This is a genomic window from Bacillus sp. FSL K6-1366, assembly GCF_037976695.1.
GTDB lineage: Bacteria > Bacillota > Bacilli > Bacillales > Bacillaceae > Bacillus > Bacillus subtilis.
This window is the reverse complement of sequence record NZ_CP150268.1, coordinates 1293078-1308987: the sequence shown is the minus strand read 5'-3', so window position 1 is coordinate 1308987 and position 15910 is coordinate 1293078. Positions and strand designations below refer to the sequence as shown.

At 47.4% G+C, this 15910-nt stretch carries 16 protein-coding genes; 8 read left to right on the top strand and 8 right to left on the bottom strand.

Annotation, left to right across the window (positions count from 1 at the left end; all coding sequences use genetic code 11):
* Window positions 1-7 precede the first annotated feature (7 nt).
* The 6 genes from yuzJ to pucR form a co-directional block, all read right to left on the bottom strand.
* Window positions 8-139 (bottom strand): YhzE/YjcZ family sporulation protein YuzJ, encoded by a 132-nt coding sequence (gene yuzJ, locus MHI44_RS06990; RefSeq protein ID WP_009968115.1) that lies wholly within the window; start codon window positions 137-139, stop codon window positions 8-10.
* A 423-nt stretch (window positions 140-562) separates the two neighbouring features.
* The gene (gene uraH, locus MHI44_RS06985) at window positions 563-907 is read right to left on the bottom strand and encodes a hydroxyisourate hydrolase (protein ID WP_046160817.1); all 345 of its coding nucleotides are present in this window, start codon (window positions 905-907) and stop codon (window positions 563-565) included.
* Entirely contained in the window at window positions 907-2391 is a 1485-nt protein-coding gene (pucL, locus tag MHI44_RS06980) for a factor-independent urate hydroxylase (protein ID WP_339203195.1), read from the bottom strand. Before pucL ends, uraH begins: the two co-directional genes overlap by 1 nt.
* Window positions 2392-2403: 12 nt before the next feature.
* Entirely contained in the window at window positions 2404-3696 is a 1293-nt protein-coding gene (gene pucK, locus MHI44_RS06975; RefSeq protein WP_339203193.1) for a uric acid permease PucK, read from the bottom strand.
* Window positions 3697-3701: 5 nt separating this feature from the next.
* Complete coding sequence (pucJ, locus tag MHI44_RS06970) at window positions 3702-5051, bottom strand: uric acid permease PucJ (RefSeq protein ID WP_192858460.1); 1350 nt, start codon at window positions 5049-5051, stop codon at window positions 3702-3704.
* Between the two features lie 144 nt (window positions 5052-5195).
* Window positions 5196-6791, bottom strand: coding sequence for a purine catabolism transcriptional regulator PucR (pucR, locus tag MHI44_RS06965; protein WP_014477890.1), 1596 nt, complete (start codon window positions 6789-6791; stop codon window positions 5196-5198).
* Between the two features lie 174 nt (window positions 6792-6965).
* On the opposite strand from pucR, the gene MHI44_RS06960 reads away from it, so the two are divergent.
* The 7 genes from MHI44_RS06960 (at window position 6966) to yunB (ending at window position 13090) form a co-directional block, all read left to right on the top strand.
* On the top strand, window positions 6966-8306 hold the full coding sequence (locus tag MHI44_RS06960; RefSeq protein ID WP_038429567.1) for an allantoinase: 1341 nt from the start codon (window positions 6966-6968) through the stop codon (window positions 8304-8306).
* Between the two features lie 96 nt (window positions 8307-8402).
* Window positions 8403-8750, top strand: a complete 348-nt coding sequence (locus MHI44_RS06955; RefSeq protein ID WP_339203190.1) for a hypothetical protein — start codon at window positions 8403-8405, stop codon at window positions 8748-8750.
* A 37-nt stretch (window positions 8751-8787) separates the two neighbouring features.
* Entirely contained in the window at window positions 8788-9636 is an 849-nt protein-coding gene (locus MHI44_RS06950) for a DUF72 domain-containing protein (protein WP_003243895.1), read from the top strand.
* A 17-nt stretch (window positions 9637-9653) separates the two neighbouring features.
* Complete coding sequence (locus tag MHI44_RS06945; protein ID WP_003228670.1) at window positions 9654-10475, top strand: sulfite exporter TauE/SafE family protein; 822 nt, start codon at window positions 9654-9656, stop codon at window positions 10473-10475.
* A gap of 19 nt (window positions 10476-10494) precedes the next feature.
* Window positions 10495-11883 (top strand): bifunctional UDP-sugar hydrolase/5'-nucleotidase, encoded by a 1389-nt coding sequence (locus MHI44_RS06940; RefSeq protein ID WP_339203188.1) that lies wholly within the window; start codon window positions 10495-10497, stop codon window positions 11881-11883.
* 64 nt (window positions 11884-11947) lie between these two features.
* Entirely contained in the window at window positions 11948-12253 is a 306-nt protein-coding gene (locus MHI44_RS06935; RefSeq protein WP_015251300.1) for a YunC family protein, read from the top strand.
* 72 nt (window positions 12254-12325) lie between these two features.
* The gene (gene yunB, locus MHI44_RS06930; protein WP_024573524.1) at window positions 12326-13090 is read left to right on the top strand and encodes a sporulation protein YunB; all 765 of its coding nucleotides are present in this window, start codon (window positions 12326-12328) and stop codon (window positions 13088-13090) included.
* Window positions 13091-13117: 27 nt separating this feature from the next.
* On the opposite strand, the gene lytH is transcribed toward yunB, so the two are convergent.
* Window positions 13118-14098, bottom strand: coding sequence for an L-Ala--D-Glu endopeptidase (lytH, locus tag MHI44_RS06925; RefSeq protein ID WP_339203186.1), 981 nt, complete (start codon window positions 14096-14098; stop codon window positions 13118-13120).
* A 234-nt stretch (window positions 14099-14332) separates the two neighbouring features.
* Between lytH and lipA the strand changes: the two genes are divergently transcribed.
* On the top strand, window positions 14333-15229 hold the full coding sequence (gene lipA, locus MHI44_RS06920) for a lipoyl synthase (protein ID WP_003222888.1): 897 nt from the start codon (window positions 14333-14335) through the stop codon (window positions 15227-15229).
* Between the two features lie 15 nt (window positions 15230-15244).
* Here lipA and MHI44_RS06915 read toward each other — a convergent pair whose 3' ends face one another.
* On the bottom strand, window positions 15245-15877 hold the full coding sequence (locus MHI44_RS06915) for a YhcN/YlaJ family sporulation lipoprotein (protein WP_015251302.1): 633 nt from the start codon (window positions 15875-15877) through the stop codon (window positions 15245-15247).
* Window positions 15878-15910: the final 33 nt, after the last annotated feature.

Sequence of the window (15910 nt, the reverse complement as noted above, 5' to 3'; positions counted from 1 at the left end):
GTTAAACTTAATAATTAAAGATAGCTGCTCCAACAATGATCAACAAAATGAATAGCACCACGATCAAAGCGAAGGAGCTCCCGAAACCGTTTGAGTAACCAGAGTTTCCACTGTATCCACCAGAATTGTAGAATCCCATAATGTCACCTCCTTTAGTGGAGATAGTATAAGATATGCCAACGATCATTTTCGACATAGATTTAAGTCTAAAAAAGAAAAAATGAATATTTTGTCTAAAGGTGTAAGAGAGAACGCGTTATCAAAACTATTAAAAACGCAGCAATTGTCTTCAGAGTATTTTTTCGAGAAAAAACGCGGTCTGTTTATAGGATTGGAGAAGGGAGCTCGGCTGCTAAGAGCTGACTTATTAGTTTGAAACCTCGATTTATAAATGAAAGGACTACAGGATATTTTTCTCATAGGCAATTATCCTGAAAAATATAGGTGAATGTTTATTCTAGCTGTTGTTTCACTAAGTGTGGGGATCACTTCAAGTACTGTCCTAGGATCAAAAGTTTATTGAAGTGCAAAAAGAAGCCCGCCGGTGAGGCGGGCTTCCTTCTTAACTCCCCCTATACACCTGATAACCAAACGGCGACAGCAAGAGCGGGATATGATAATGTGCATCTGGATCTGCAAGCTGAAAACGGACGGTGACGATGGTTAAAAACGGCTGGTCGATCGTATTCACGTTTTTATTCGCAAAATAGTCTCCTGCATGAAATTCCATCACATACTCTCCGGACACCAGCTCTTCACCAGCCAGCAGAGGGACATTGGCTCTGCCGTCATTGTTAGTGTAAACCTCTTTCAAAATACTTTCGCCCAGCCGCTTCAATTCAATTTTTACGTTCGCCGCTGGTTTGCCGCTGGTTAAATCTAAAATATGGGTTGTCAGTTTTCCCATCAGGCTTTCAGGCTCCGACATTTTTCAGCGGCTTTCTGTTTTTCTTTCTCGGCGTCTTCTCTTGTCACGGTAAAATGTTGGAAACCGTATGGCGGGCGCGGTTCGGTGTAGACTTTTCCTTTTGAGCCCGGGATTTCTTCGACAACCGTATCCCACGTGTGATTTTGAGATTGGAAGCTGACATCAGTGAGCTGCGGGAACCTCGCTAATATTCTGCAGCCGATATGATAGATTAGGTTTTGGATTGAAGGGGTTTCGAGCTCGTGAAAAACGGTGCTCGCCAAGTCGCGGACTTGTTCAGCCGCAACGTAGCGGGCTGGATCAGAAGCGTATGCGTCATTTGTATTTTCATATTGCCAGCTGATGTTTAAATAGACAAACAGCGGGCGGTTGCCGTCTTCGGGGAGAGTCGTATATTCGTCCCGGATGAAGCCGACGAAGGAGTTGCCGCTCACCTTGACGAGCTGAAGATCCATGATTTCGCTGTATTGCTCTGTAATCGTTATGGTATTCCCGCTTCGTTCTGCTTTCAGCACAGAGCGGCTTCGTTCATTACGCGATCTTCTGAAGACGAGGCGGCTTGTGCTGAGCTCTTTCTCCTCGTATGCAGGCATTGCTTCAAACGGAATGTCTTCGCCAGTCAGAGTGATCTTGTCCATATGAGAATAGGTATCTAAAAATCGGTGAGCTACATAGTGTAGGAACCCCTCGGTTGTCGTTCCTTCATAGGATGCGAGATGGCGCTGGATAAAGTTTTTCATTGAATCCGTTGCCACGATGAGAGTGTTGTCTCCGTCTGTAAATGATGGCAGGAAGGCTTCTCCGCCAATTTCGCATGTCACATCAACGCCGACAACGGTATTGCTTCTCCCGGCAAAAGATGATTCTGGGATTTGCTTCACTCCAGTGAGCGGTTTTAAAAACGTTCGGTATGCAAATACATTTCCTTTGCCATAAGACATGGTTCTTTTCATTTGCGTCTCTCCTTTTTCAGTAATGATGTCAGCCAGACGAAAGCGGGCAATTCGGTAAATTTCTATAAGGGCCTGCTGGAACTCCGTTTCTCGTTCGCTCTCAAGCCTTGCCAGCAGGGCTTGGTGAATGTCCTGTTTCGTCTTTCCCTTCACCGCTAAAATAAAAGGAAAGCCGAAGCGATCATAATAGTGTTCATTCAGCATGAGAAACTCCTCGTATTCCTGCTGTTCTAATTTGCTGAGCCCCGCGTTCTGCTGCTCTCTTACCGAGTCACTGCTCATTGTTTTCTTTGTTCCAAGCCGAGGGTGCTTTTTGATTAAATCAAGCTGTGTCTCGCGGTCCGCGGCTTTTACAATGCCAGTCATTTTGCGGTGAAGATCAGAAAGGGACGAAAACGGCCGTAGTGCTGCGGATCTCTCCGCAATCCATGAAGAGTGTTCAAAAATAGAGCCAAGTGTGTCTGTCAGTGTTTGTGTGTCCATTTGGTTCAGGTCATCCATTGTGAACATTGGCATCTTCCTTTACGTTTTTATGTCTGCGCTATTCGGCTGTTTGGTTTGAAAACAAGCGTGCAGTGCAATGGCCGTCAAACTGCCGATCACAATTCCGCTTCCTGCCAAGACAGAGGCCGCGCCCGAAAGAGATGAAAACAACGCGGGAACTGTTGTAGCGCCAAGCCCCAAGCTGACGGAAGAGGCGATAATCAGCAGGTTGCCTTGCGAATCAAGGTCAACGCTGGATAGCATTTTGATCCCGTAAGAAATGACTATGCCGAACATGACGATCATTGCGCCGCCGAGAACTGGATTAGGGATTACTGTTGTCAGTGCTGCGGCTTTTGGAACAAGCCCGATCGCCATCAGCATGATTCCTGTAATGGCGATGACGTTGACACTTTTCATCTTTGAGAGCTGAACGATGCCGACATTCTGCGAGAAAGCTGTATAGGGAAACGCGTTAAATAAGCCGCCCAGCAAAATCGCAAGGCCTTCTGCCCGGTAGCCCTTTTCCAGATCCTTCTCCGATAGCCTGCGGTTTGTGATATCGGCAAGCGCAAAGTAAACACCTGTCGATTCAACGAGGCTGACAATCACAACGAGAAGCATCGTGACAACAGCCGGCAGCTCAAAGGTTGGCGGTCCGAAATAAAACAGAGATGGAACATGAAGCCAAGACGCCTCCAAGACCTCAGAAAAATCGACCTTTCCCATGAAATATGCAGCCGCTGTTCCTGCGATAAGACCGAGCAAAATCGCTATGGAGCGGATAAAGCCTTTAAAGAAATAAAACAGCAATAAGATAAAAGCTGTGACGCCAAACCCGAGGAGCACGTTGTCGAGTGAGCCGAATTCTTTGCTTCCTTCACCTCCGGCCAGGTTATTCATTGCCGTTGGAATCAGGCTGATGCCGATGATCATGACGACTGATCCGGTTACGACAGGCGGAAAAAAACGGACAAGCTTCCCGAAGAAGCCCGCGGCTAAGACGACAATCAGTCCTGCGGCGATAATGGCACCATATATCGCTGGGACACCGTAAGTGCTTCCGATGGAAATCATCGGGCCGACTGCGGTAAACGTGCATCCGAGCACAACGGGAAGGCCGATGCCGAAATATCGGTTTCTCCAGAGCTGCAAAAGAGTTGCCGCCCCGCACATAAACAAATCAATCGCGATTAAATACGTCAGCTGCCCCGCATTCAGCCCGATCGCTGCTCCGACGATCAACGGAACGAGAATGGCTCCCGCATACATGGCAAGCATGTGCTGAAGCCCCAGCATCATTAGCTGTAAGGCATTGTGCTGTTCCTTCATCTTTTTTACACCTCTTTTTCTAATGCGAGTGTATGTTCTAATACCGGAAGTTCTGTTTGCTGTGCTGTTAATTCTTTTTTGTCGCGCAAGCTGAAAAATAGATTCAAAAAGATGGCGGTCAGGCTGCCAGTGATGGTGCCGTCACTGACCAGAATTCTAATCGGAGCGGGGAATTCAGCAAAAATCCCGGGGGCCGTGCTGGCGCCGATGCCGAGTGCGATTGAGCATGCGATGGTCAGGAGGTGGTATTGATTTTTGAGATCCGCTGTGCTGAGCATTTTGACGCCGGAGGCAATCACCATGCCGAACATGACGACGGTCGCGCCGCCAAGTACAGCAGCAGGAACGGCAGATGCAAGGGCGGCAATCTTCGGAATCAGTCCGAGACAGACAAGGATACAGCCTGCGGTAACGACGATGTTTCTTGTTTTCACTTTGGTCAGCTGCAATAAGCCGGCGTTTTGCGCAAAGGTATTATAAGGAAAGGCATTGAACAGCCCGCCGATGAGAATGGCGATTCCTTCCGCTCGATAGCCTTTGACGAGATCTTTTTCAGTTAAAGGTCTGCCGCATATCTTTCCGATTGCGTAAAAAACGCCGGTTGATTCCACAATAATGACGATTCCGACGATCAGCATCGTTAAGATCGGACCGATTTCAAACGTGGGGGCTCCGAAGTAAAAAGGCTTCGGGATTTGGAAGAACGGTGCTTCTGTAACAGAAGAAAAGCTGACTTTGCCCATGATCGCTGCTGCCGCTGTTCCGGCGGCGATGCCGATCAGAACGGACAGTGTTCGGGCAAATCCTTTGAGAAAGCGGTTGAGGACTAAGATCAGAACAAGGACACCGACAGAGAGAAGAAGGTTTTCGAGCGAACCGTATTCGGGGTTGGCGCTGCCGTTTATTTTTTCGCCGCCAGCCATATTTTTCACACCTGTCGGAACAAGTGAAAGGCCGATCAAGGTCACAACGGTACCTGTTACGACAGGAGGAAATAACACAGTCAGCTTGCCGAAAAAACGCGCAAACAAAAAGATGAACACACCGGCCGCGATGATGGAACCGTAAATTGCGTGAATGCCGTAATTGCTGCCGATTGCAATCATCGGGGTGACGGCCACAAATGAACTGCCAAGCATGACGGGAAGCCCGATGCCGATGTATGCTCCGCGCAAGGTTTGCAAAAGCGTCGCGACGCCGCACGTTAACAGGTCAATCGCCAATAGGTAGGACAGCTGTACAGTTGTTACATTCAGCGCCCTGCCGACAAGCAGGGGCACCAAAATCGCACCTGCATACATGGCGAGCACATGCTGCAGGCCAAGCGTAAACACCTTAAACGATCTTTTTTTCACCATAGTCCCTCCCTGTATGTGAACTTTAGTAACATGATATCGTGCCGGCCGAGGGGTGTCATTGGATACAGTAGCTGAAAAAGGCAGGTGTGATTGCTGAAAGTGACGAAAAATGATTCATTTTGTAAGAAAATGTGACAAACGTTAGCTGATCAGCCGCTGCATACGTAAGGCAAGCCGCAAACGCATCGTTGTTTCAGGATCTTTTAAGCTTTTACCCAGAAGCTCTTCGCATTTTTCAAGGCGGTATATGACCGTATTGCGATGAACGTACAGACGCTTTGCCGTCTCTGAAATTTGGCAGTGTGTCTCTAAATAGACGGAAAGCGTATGAAGCAGGCTTTGATCCTCCTGCTGTTTTTCAGCGAGGCTCTGAAGCGTGGAGTTGTAAAATTTCTTCAAATCCTCAACCGGGAGCAAGCGCAGAAGCTCAGGCACATCTTTGGCGTGATACACCTGGATAAATGCGGTGCTTCTCGACAAATGCCCCGATTGCAGAGCATCAGAAGCTTCTGTGAAAGCGTCGGGAACATCAATGAGCTTTTGGCAGATATTGCTGATGCCAAAGGACACGGTTCGTTTAAATTGAGCGCTGACCTGTGTTTGGAACTGTTCTAAAAAGCTGATCACCGAGGCGTGCATTTCACTCCAGCTGTCTGTCGCCTCGATTAGAATAATGCCGACATTTCCTTTCATAAAGAAGTGAGGCGGAAACGGGAAGGCTGATAATTCACCTTCAAGAAATTCGAATACGCTGTCGGAAGCGAGCTGATTTTCTGTAAAGCTGATTGATTCGTCATTGCGATCGAGTTTGCCGGCAATGCACATGTATTTTTGATCCCAGCGCAGCTTGAATTCTTTCGCCCGGTTTTTGATTTCGTCATCTGAAGAAAAGGACCGCTCAATAAAATTGTTGAAAAACTCATTGCGAGCCCGCCGGCTGAACTGCTTCAGCGCATTTTCCTTCAGCAGTTCAAAGGAAATGACGTTGGCCGCTTGTTCAATCGTGAGGATCAATCCTTTATCGCCGGCCTGCACCATGTCCGGTATCAGCAGGTAGCCGCAGTTTTTTTCGTGATTATAAATAGGCAGGACAGAATATGTTTTCTGATCTGAGATTGTAGAGAAACAAGTGAAAAATGGCCCGGATACGGTATTCAGGGTGCCTTTCAGCTTTTCGGTCTCAACTGAAATCTGATGAGACGCAGACAGCATTTTGGCATGCTGGTCAAGCAGCAGCACGGGAAGCTGAAGGAGGTCTGACACCTTTTTGAGGAGGGATTGCAGCCCCTTGCCGCTCATAATGTGGTTTGTGAATTTTTTGTGCGCGTAAATGGCTTGCTGCAGCTCGTTAGAACGCATATCGAGAATATGGCTGAGTGTGGCATTCACAATATCGCCGAGTCGGATGTGTTCCGGAAGCTCAATGATCGGAAACGCATATGAATCGGCCAGTTCGATGATTTCCTTCGGGATATCTTCCAGATAGCGCTTTGTTTTAATGCCGAGGCCCGCGCAGCCGCGTTTTGCCATTTGCCGAATCAGTTCAGATAATTGATGCGGGTGATCCTTCAGGTGATAGGCGGTGGTGACGAGCAATTCATTCTTATGCAAAAAGTCTGCGATATCCGGAGCGTCCATCATATTGACATGCTGAACCTCTCTTTCCCCTCCTGCTTTTCCAGCGATTAAATTGGCGTTTTCAAAAGCCGGTATTTTCATCACATCAAAAATATTCATAGCGCATTCTCCTTTTCTATAAAAACATTGGTTAAGGTGAATAATTTTCAATAGGAATTCTAGCGGTTTTGCTGATGTAATACGATCATAGTAGCAGTAAACTGTTGAAAATAGAACTGGTTGTGTTACATAAACTGACATGAAAAATCGTCATCCTTACATGGGGGGATCAATATGGCTTACGATATGGTGATAAAAGGTGCGAAGGCAGTTACGCCAGATGGCGTTATAGAAGCTGATATTGCAGTTCAAAACGGTGTCATTGCCGAGATAGGTTCTGACATTGAAGCAAGCGGGACGGAAATCATCCAGGCAGACGGGAAATACGTGTTTCCTGGTGTGATAGATTGCCATGTTCATTTTAATGAACCGGGCAGGGAGGATTGGGAGGGGTTTGAAACAGGTTCTCAAATGATGGCCGCAGGCGGTTGCACCACCTATTTTGATATGCCGCTCAACTGTATTCCATCAACCGTGACGGCAGAGCATCTTCTCGCAAAAGCTGAGCTAGGCAGGCAAAAATCTGCCGTGGATTTTGCGCTATGGGGCGGCCTTGTGCCAGGCCATATCGAGGACATCCGTCCGATGGCTGAAGCGGGAGCGATCGGGTTTAAAGCGTTTTTATCAAAGTCAGGCACTGATGAGTTCCGCTCTGTTGATGAACGGACATTGCTCAAAGGCATGGCAGAAATCGCGGCTGCAGGAAAAATCCTCGCTCTCCACGCGGAAAGCGATGCGATCACAAGCTACTTGCAGATGGTTTTGGCCAATAAAGGAAAGGTGGACGCGGATGCGTACGCCGCCTCCCGCCCGGAGGAAGCAGAAGTTGAAGCGGTGTATCGCACGATTCAGTATGCGAAGGTGACAGGCTGTCCGGTTCATTTTGTCCATATCAGCACGGCGAAAGCGGTCCGGCTGATCAGAGAGGCGAAACAGGAAGGTCTTGATGTTTCGGTCGAGACATGCCCGCATTATGTCTTGTTCAGCCATGACGATTTACGGCAAAGGGGCTCTGTCGCAAAATGCGCGCCTCCGCTCCGGTCGCTGCAATCAAAAGAGACGCTGATCGAAACGCTCATTGCCGGGGACATTGACATGGTTTCCTCAGACCATTCCCCCTGCCGTCCATCCTTGAAGCGGGAGGATAACATGTTTTTATCATGGGGCGGAATCAGCGGCGGGCAGTTCACTTTATTAGGAATGCTGGAACTGGCGCTTGAGCATCAGATTCCGTTTGAAACCATCGCAGAATGGACAGCGGCGGCCCCTGCAAAACGATTCGGCCTTCAGAAAAAAGGGCGGCTTGAGGCGGGGTGTGATGCAGATTTCGTGCTCGTCAGCATGGAGCCGTACACTGTTACAAGAGAATCGATGTTTGCAAAGCATAAAAAAAGCATTTACGAAGGACATACATTTCCCTGCAGCATTTGGGCCACTTACAGCAAAGGCCGATGCGTGTACAATGATGGGGAAAAGGTCACTGAAATTGACGGAGCTCTGGTCGTTCCTTCGTAAGCCCGGCGGATTTTACCGCCGGGTTTTTTGATTTCCTCCGTTCTAGTTTTTAAAATCTCATCAACGTGGTATCTTTTTTTAAAGGAGGCGGAGGCAATGGAGCATGTCAAATACATACTTAAGCAATCCTGGTCGCGCCATTCGAGCTCTAAATGGACGGAAGAATGCCCGTCATGCGGCCAATGCGGCGTGACGGCATTGGTGATTCAAGACCATTTCGGCGGCACGATTTTCAAAACAAAAGTCGGTGAGAGCTGGTATTTTTACAACAGCATCAATGGTGTGATGTACGATTTTACGAGTGAGCAGTTTCAGGCGCCTATTGAATATCAGCATATTCCTTCCTCAAGAGAAGAGGCGTTTTTAGATACGAATGAGGAACAATATCAGCATCTTCGTTCTGCATTTTCCCGCCATATGAACAGCATTTCCGAGGAAACCTGAAAACACGTGTGATAAACTGGAAGAGAGGTGAATGAGTGTGATTTATATCGGACTGACGGGGTGGGGGGATCATGACAGCATCTATCCGCCGAAAACGGCCAGCCAGAAAAAATTGCAGGCCTATTCCTCCCATTTTCCGATCGTGGAATTAGACGCGAGCTTTTACGCGATTCAGCCGGCGCGCAATAATGAAAAGTGGGTGAAGGAAACGCCCGAAACCTTCCAATTTATCGTGAAAGCATATCAGGGCATGACAGGGCATCAGCGCGGCGAAATTCCCTTTGACTCAAAAGAGGAGATGTTTGATGCGTTTAAGGTGTCTCTAACGCCATATTTACATAGCAATAAGCTCGCCATGGTGCTGTTTCAATTTCCGCCGTGGTTTGACTGCAAGAAGGAGAATGTCGCCTATTTGAGATGGTGCAAGCACCAAATGGGAGATATTCCTTGCGCGCTTGAATTCAGAAACCGTTCCTGGTTCTCGCCGCCATTTTATGAGCAGACGCTTTCATTTATGAAAGCGGAAGGCTGGATTCACAGTGTCTGTGATGAACCGCAAATCGGAGAAGGCAGCGTTCCTACTGTGCTGCGCGCGACCGATGAAAACAAAACGCTCGTCAGGTTTCACGGACGCAACAAGCAGGGCTGGATGAAGCCTGATGGCGGGAAAAACTGGCGGGAGGTCAGGTACTTATACCGCTACAACCAACAGGAGCTGGAGGATTGGAAAAAGCACCTGAATGAATTGCAGCAGCAATGTAAGGATGTTTTTGTTCTGTTCAACAACAATTCCGGCGGTGACGCTGCGGATAATGGCAAGCAGATGCTTGAACTGCTTGATATCGAGTACAGCGGACTTGCTCCGAGACAGCTCGATTTATTTTAGAAAAGAGGTTTTTATTGATGTCGTTTGTGATTTTGGTCGTACTGGGATTAATCGCAGGTACGGTAGGAAGTCTGATCGGGCTTGGCGGCGGAATTGTCATTGTGCCGTCTCTGATGTTTTTAAGCACAGTGACGCAGCTGTTTCAGGATGTGACGCCGCAGGTTGCGATTGGAACTTCGCTTTTGGTCATTATTTTTACGGGCCTTTCTTCAACTTTGGCTTATATTAAATATAAAACAGTTGATTATAAGAGCGGACTCATTTTCTTTATCGGTTCGGGTCCCGGCAGCATGATCGGGGCTTACGTGTCAAAGCTGTTCAATTCAAACTCGTTTTCCGTTTGGTTTGGCATTTTTATGATTCTGATTTCATTATCCTTAATGCTGAAAGCGAAAGCCCGGCCAATCAACAAAGCGCACAAAGGAATTATCCGGACATTTCAGGATGATGCCGGTGAGCCTTATACGTACTCATATCAGGCCTCTGTCGGTATTGCCATTGCCTTTGTTGTCGGTTTTTTAGGCGGACTTTTCGGTATAGGCGGCGGATCACTGATGGTTCCGGCGATGATGCTGTTATTTCTGTTTCCGCCGAAGGTTGCGGTGGCAACGTCCATGTTTATTATTTTCCTGTCTTCTATGACAGGGTCTGTTTCACATATGATTTCCGGGCACGTCAATTGGCTGTACGCCCTCGCGCTTGTGCCCGGCGCTTGGTTCGGCGGAAAGCTTGGCGCCGCCATCAACAGAAAAATGCAGACGAAAACGATCGTTATGATCATGCGGATCGTATTGATTTTGATCGGCTGCCAGCTCATTTATGAAGGCATTTTCAGCTGAACGATTAGGGAGAGATATTATGAAGGAGAAGCTCCGCTTATATCATACAAATGATTTGCACAGCCATTTTGAAAACTGGCCGAAAATTGTAGATTATATCGAGCAGAAAAGAAAAGAGCATCAGTCAGACGGCGAAGAGACGCTCGTTTTTGATATTGGCGATCATCTTGATCGTTTTCAATTCGTGACAGAGGCAACATTCGGAAAAGCGAATGTCGATCTCTTAAACCGCCTTCACATTGATGGAGCGGCGATCGGAAATAACGAAGGGATTACGCTTCCGCATGAAGAGCTTGCTGCCTTATATGATCATGCTGAATTTCCTGTCATCGTCTCTAATCTGTTTGATAAAAATGGAAACCGTCCGTCCTGGGCGGTGCCTTACCATATCAAATCATTGAAAAACGATATGTCCATCGCTTTCTTAGGTGTAACTGTGCCGTATTATCCTGTATATGACAAGCTGGGATGGACAGTAACGGATGCTCTTGAAAGCATAAAGGAAACCATTCGGGAAGTGAAAGGGCAGGCTGATATTATCGTTCTGCTGTCACATTTAGGCATTCTTGATGATCAGGCAGTGGCTGAAGCGGTGCCTGAGATTGATGTAATCCTCGAATCACATACCCATCATTTGCTTGAAGATGGACAAGTGGTGAATGGGGTACTGCTGGCCAGCGCCGAGAAATACGGGCATTATGTCGGCTGTGTAGAAATCACGGTGGACAGCGTACAGCAAAGCATCATCAGCAAAACGGCTTCTGTGCAGAACATGGCGGAATGGACAGGAGAATCCGCAGAAACAAAAGCGTTTCTCAATGAAAAAGAACGTGAAGCCGAGGAGAAACTGTCCGATGCCGTTGCAGAGCTTGCACAAGATGCTGAGGTGAAGTGGTTTGAAGAATCAGAGCTGCCTTTGCTTTTGGCATACGCCTTAAAGGAATGGTGCGAGACGGACATCAGTATGGTCAATTCAGGTGTCATTCTCGGTCCGCTAAAAGCAGGTCCTGTGACAAAGCTGGATCTGCACCGCATCTGTCCGCATCCGATCAACCCGGTGGCTGTCCGCCTGACGGGAGAAGAATTGAAGGAAACCATTGTCCATGCCGCTTCCGAACAAATGGAGCAGCTCCGGATCAAAGGACTTGGCTTCCGCGGAGAAGTGATGGGGAAAATGGTGTATGCCGGCGTGGAGGTAGAAACGAAACGGCTCGATGACGGGATCACCCACGTCACCCGGATCACACTGAACGGGGAAGATATTAAAAAACATAAACAATACTCCGTTGCGGTGCTTGATATGTTTACGCTCGGCAAACTGTTTCCGTTGATTCGCGACGCTGCAGAAAAAGAATATTTTATGCCGGAATTTTTGCGGGATCTGCTTGCTTGGAAGCTTGCGCAATAAGGCAGTCAGCCCACAACAAGCTGTGCCCTTCATCATAAAGTGATGAATGAAGGGAGTGGTTGACGTGGTAAACCTGACACCGATCATGATAGAAGGACAGCCTTTTACAGCTGTGACAGTAAAGCTTCCCAAAACGAATTTTATGGCCGTCGCCAATGATCACGGATATATTATGTGCGGTGCGCTGGATGTGGCGCTGCTGAATGAAAAATTAAAGGAGCGCGGCATTGTGGCGGGACGCGCAGTTGGTGTCCGCACCATTGACCAGCTGTTAGACGCACCTTTAGAATCCGTCACGTACGCCGCGGAAGATCTTGGCATTCAAGTCGGCATGAGCGGCAGAGAAGCGCTTTTAAAAATGGTGAAATAAAATAAATTGGCCCCGGCTATTACTATGTCCCCTCTTACAAGCATACATTGTGATATGTAAGGGGGGATTTTCTTGCCAAGATATCGCGGCCCTTTTCGCAAGAGAGGACCTTTGCCTTTCCGTTACGTGATGCTCCTGTCCGTTGTCTTTTTTATCCTGTCAACAACGGTCAGCCTTTGGATGATCAATGGCTCGATCAAACCTGTTTTAATGGACATCGGCGAGATGGAAACGAAGCGTATAGCGACAGAGGTGATCCAGGATTCGATTGAGGACTATATGTCTGACAGTGAAAATATGAAAGATATGTTTCAAATGAATTCTGATGAAAACGGAAACTTAACGACAATCGATTTTAATACACAGGTTGTAAACAGTGTGAAAACAAAAGTGACAAAGCAGCTTCAGGCTCATTTGAAAGAGATGGAAACCCATACCGGACACAGCGGCGCCAGTGAAAACATTATGATCAACATTCCGCTGGGACAGGTAACCGGCAACAGCCTTCTTGGAAACCTCGGGCCGAAAATCCCGGTCCGGTTCAATTTAATCGGTGACGCTTTTACAGATGTCAAAACCAAAATCAAGCCGTATGGCATAAATAACGCACTTATTGATATCAGCATCTTTGTCGAAATTAAAGTGAAGGTCATCATTCCATTTGCCAGCAAAACCGCTGTCGTCACAAATAATGTTCCTGTATCGATTAAAGCAGTGCAGGGCGAAGTGCCGCAGTTTTATAATGGAAGCGGCGGCTCGGGTGTCACGCCTTCTGTCCAGCTTCCGAGCAGCAAAGAAGACGGTGCCGATTCAAAAAAAGAAAAAAGCAGCAAATAAGCCGCCTGTTGAAGAGGCGGCTTTTTGTTACTTCTTTTTTTGGTATTCATATCGCTCCCACGCCCTCAAATGCGGGTATGGATCAAATGACCATTCGGTTCTTCCGTTATCTTTGTACATGCCATAGTGCAAATGCGGCGGGAACTTCCCGGCGGTTCCCGGCGGGCCGTATCCGGAGCTGCCGACTGATCCGATCACTTGGCCAGGCTCAACGATTTGTCCTGTTTTAATCCCTTTGGCAAACCCATTGAGATGGGCAAAATAATGATACGTATTGTTAATGTCCCTGATGCCGATTCTCCATCCTCCGAAGCGGTTCCAGCCCTTCATTTCAACTACGCCGTAACATGTGGATTTGACAGGAAGGCCGTAATGGGCAAAGATATCCGTACCTTCATGAATCCGCCTTCCACCGAAGCCGCGGGCATCTCCCCACGTGCTTCGGTAGCTGTAATCGGTTCTGATCGGAAGCGGGAATGCATGCTCGCCCAGATCAATATGGCCGTAGGCTTTAAACAGCTTCATGAATTCAGATATGATCCCCACTGTCTGATCACGCCGGTAATAATTCCAAAGCCCGATCCGGATGTTGTCTTCATCTGTGCCATACGACAGTAGGTATTGGCTGAACGTATACAAAATATCTTCATCGTTGCTGACCTCGGCTTTCCCGTCTCCATCGCCATCCATTCCGATTCCGTCAAACACTTTAATGCTTAACGGCGCATCATCTTTCGGATTCGGGTTTTCAGGCCCGCTCCAGATATCATCGGGTATATAGATGCTGATGATTCCCGCCTTGTCAGGCAGATCTTTCCGGTTGCTCCGCACGTTTTCTTCGTATTGATCAACAGCGGCGAGCGCATACCAAGGGATCTGCGTCACAGCTTCGATTTTATGATATAATTCCATCCGTTTCGACAGCACTGGATCTGAAAGTTTTTTTCCAGACGCAGAAGGCTCAAATGCAAACAAAAGGAGAAGAATAGCGGATAACAAAACTTTCACAAAATAATCTCCTTTCATATTGAATACACATAGTTTGCGGCAACCCGGCTTAAAAATGTCAGTAATCATCTTCCCTTGTCGAGAAATTTTTCCTATGTTAAAGTGTCTAAAGAAAAGACTTTCTTTAGTTAGAAAAACATTATTTTTGTTGCAGAACTAAAATCTGCACCTTTCTCGTTTTCAGAATGTTTCGTGTCAGAAATTGAGTATATTGGATATTGGAGATGATGGGAATTGGCAAAGAAAGACGAACACCTCAGAAAGCCCGAATGGCTTAAAATTAAATTAAATACAAATGAAAACTATACAGGGCTCAAAAAACTCATGCGGGAAAACAACCTTCATACCGTATGTGAAGAAGCAAAATGTCCGAATATTCATGAATGCTGGGCTGTCAGACGTACAGCGACATTTATGATTTTAGGTTCTGTTTGTACAAGAGCATGCCGTTTCTGTGCTGTCAAAACAGGCCTTCCAACTGAGCTTGACCTGCAAGAGCCGGAACGCGTAGCGGATTCAGTCGCGCTTATGAATCTGAAGCACGCGGTTATTACGGCTGTTGCGCGTGACGATCAGAAAGATGGAGGGGCAGGCATTTTCGCGGAAACTGTCCGTGCGATCCGCAGAAAAAGCCCGTTCACAACAATTGAGGTGCTGCCGTCTGATATGGGCGGAAACTACGATAACCTAAAAACCTTAATGGATACACGCCCAGACATCCTGAATCACAATATCGAAACGGTTCGCCGCCTGACGCCAAGAGTCCGTGCGCGTGCGACGTACGACCGTTCATTGGAATTTTTGCGCCGTGCGAAGGAAATGCAGCCTGACATTCCGACAAAATCAAGTATCATGATCGGGCTCGGCGAAACAAAAGAAGAGATTATTGAAGTAATGGACGACCTCTTGGCGAACAACGTGGATATTATGGCAATCGGCCAATATCTGCAGCCGACGAAGAAACACTTGAAAGTCCAAAAATACTACCATCCTGATGAATTTGCAGAATTAAAAGAAATCGCGATGCAAAAAGGCTTCAGCCATTGTGAAGCCGGTCCGCTTGTCCGTTCCTCTTACCATGCGGATGAACAAGTAAACGAAGCATCTAAAAAGCGTCAAGCACAAGCATAATGCCAAAACGCCAGATTATCTGGCGTTTTTGTCATTCCTATCGATTTTCATGTCCTGACGCGTTTCTCCATTGGCATTTTCATTCTCTGAGACAGGGCTTCCTTGCGGGGAGGTTTTCATTTCTTGAATCGTCCCCGACATGATCTCTCTGATATCCCTTGAACCAGAGCCGAGATTGCTGTAATTTTCGACGGATTGCATATGGTTTGGATTATCGGAAATATACACGTGATAGTATCGCGGTATCACGGAGGCCGCTGTTTTTTTCACCTGATCGGCGGTCAGCTCCCGGTTTTTAGAATCGGTTTTGTATACGACAAGCGCTTCTCGGTCAGTCACCAATGTCGCAGCATCTTGAATATGGGGGAGCTGAACCGTTAAACTTGATATCATGTGAGCGGTTTCTTCCCGGTTCATCACCGGCGTTTTCTGCTGGTCTCCGTCAAATTGTTCTCTTTGATAGCGGACATAGCCAAATTGTTCGTTCTCATTATGCCTGTTAAAAGCCTCGTTGCGGTCCGACACATGAATGGGTTTGGTTTGATTCTGCGTCTGATTCCGGACATTTTGGGCATTATCCAATCCTGCGCCTCCGCACCCGGATAATAGTCCGGTTAGCAGGAAGAGGCTGACAGCGGTTCGTTTCATTTATCAATCCCTCCTCATGTGTAGGGTAGCCAA

Excerpts from the sequence above, each read along its gene's own strand:
- yuzJ (WP_009968115.1), bottom strand. The coding sequence starts at position 139 with ATGGGATTCTACAATTCTGGTGGATACAGTGGAAACTCTGGTTACTCA.
- uraH (WP_046160817.1), bottom strand. The coding sequence starts at position 907 with ATGGGAAAACTGACAACCCATATTTTAGATTTAACCAGCGGCAAACCA.
- pucL (WP_339203195.1), bottom strand. The coding sequence starts at position 2,391 with ATGTTCACAATGGATGACCTGAACCAAATGGACACACAAACACTGACA.
- pucK (WP_339203193.1), bottom strand. The coding sequence starts at position 3,696 with ATGAAGGAACAGCACAATGCCTTACAGCTAATGATGCTGGGGCTTCAG.
- pucR (WP_014477890.1), bottom strand. The coding sequence starts at position 6,791 with ATGAATATTTTTGATGTGATGAAAATACCGGCTTTTGAAAACGCCAAT.
- MHI44_RS06960 (WP_038429567.1), top strand. The coding sequence starts at position 6,966 with ATGGCTTACGATATGGTGATAAAAGGTGCGAAGGCAGTTACGCCAGAT.
- MHI44_RS06955 (WP_339203190.1), top strand. The coding sequence starts at position 8,403 with ATGGAGCATGTCAAATACATACTTAAGCAATCCTGGTCGCGCCATTCG.
- MHI44_RS06945 (WP_003228670.1), top strand. The coding sequence starts at position 9,654 with ATGTCGTTTGTGATTTTGGTCGTACTGGGATTAATCGCAGGTACGGTA.
- MHI44_RS06940 (WP_339203188.1), top strand. The coding sequence starts at position 10,495 with ATGAAGGAGAAGCTCCGCTTATATCATACAAATGATTTGCACAGCCAT.
- MHI44_RS06915 (WP_015251302.1), bottom strand. The coding sequence starts at position 15,877 with ATGAAACGAACCGCTGTCAGCCTCTTCCTGCTAACCGGACTATTATCC.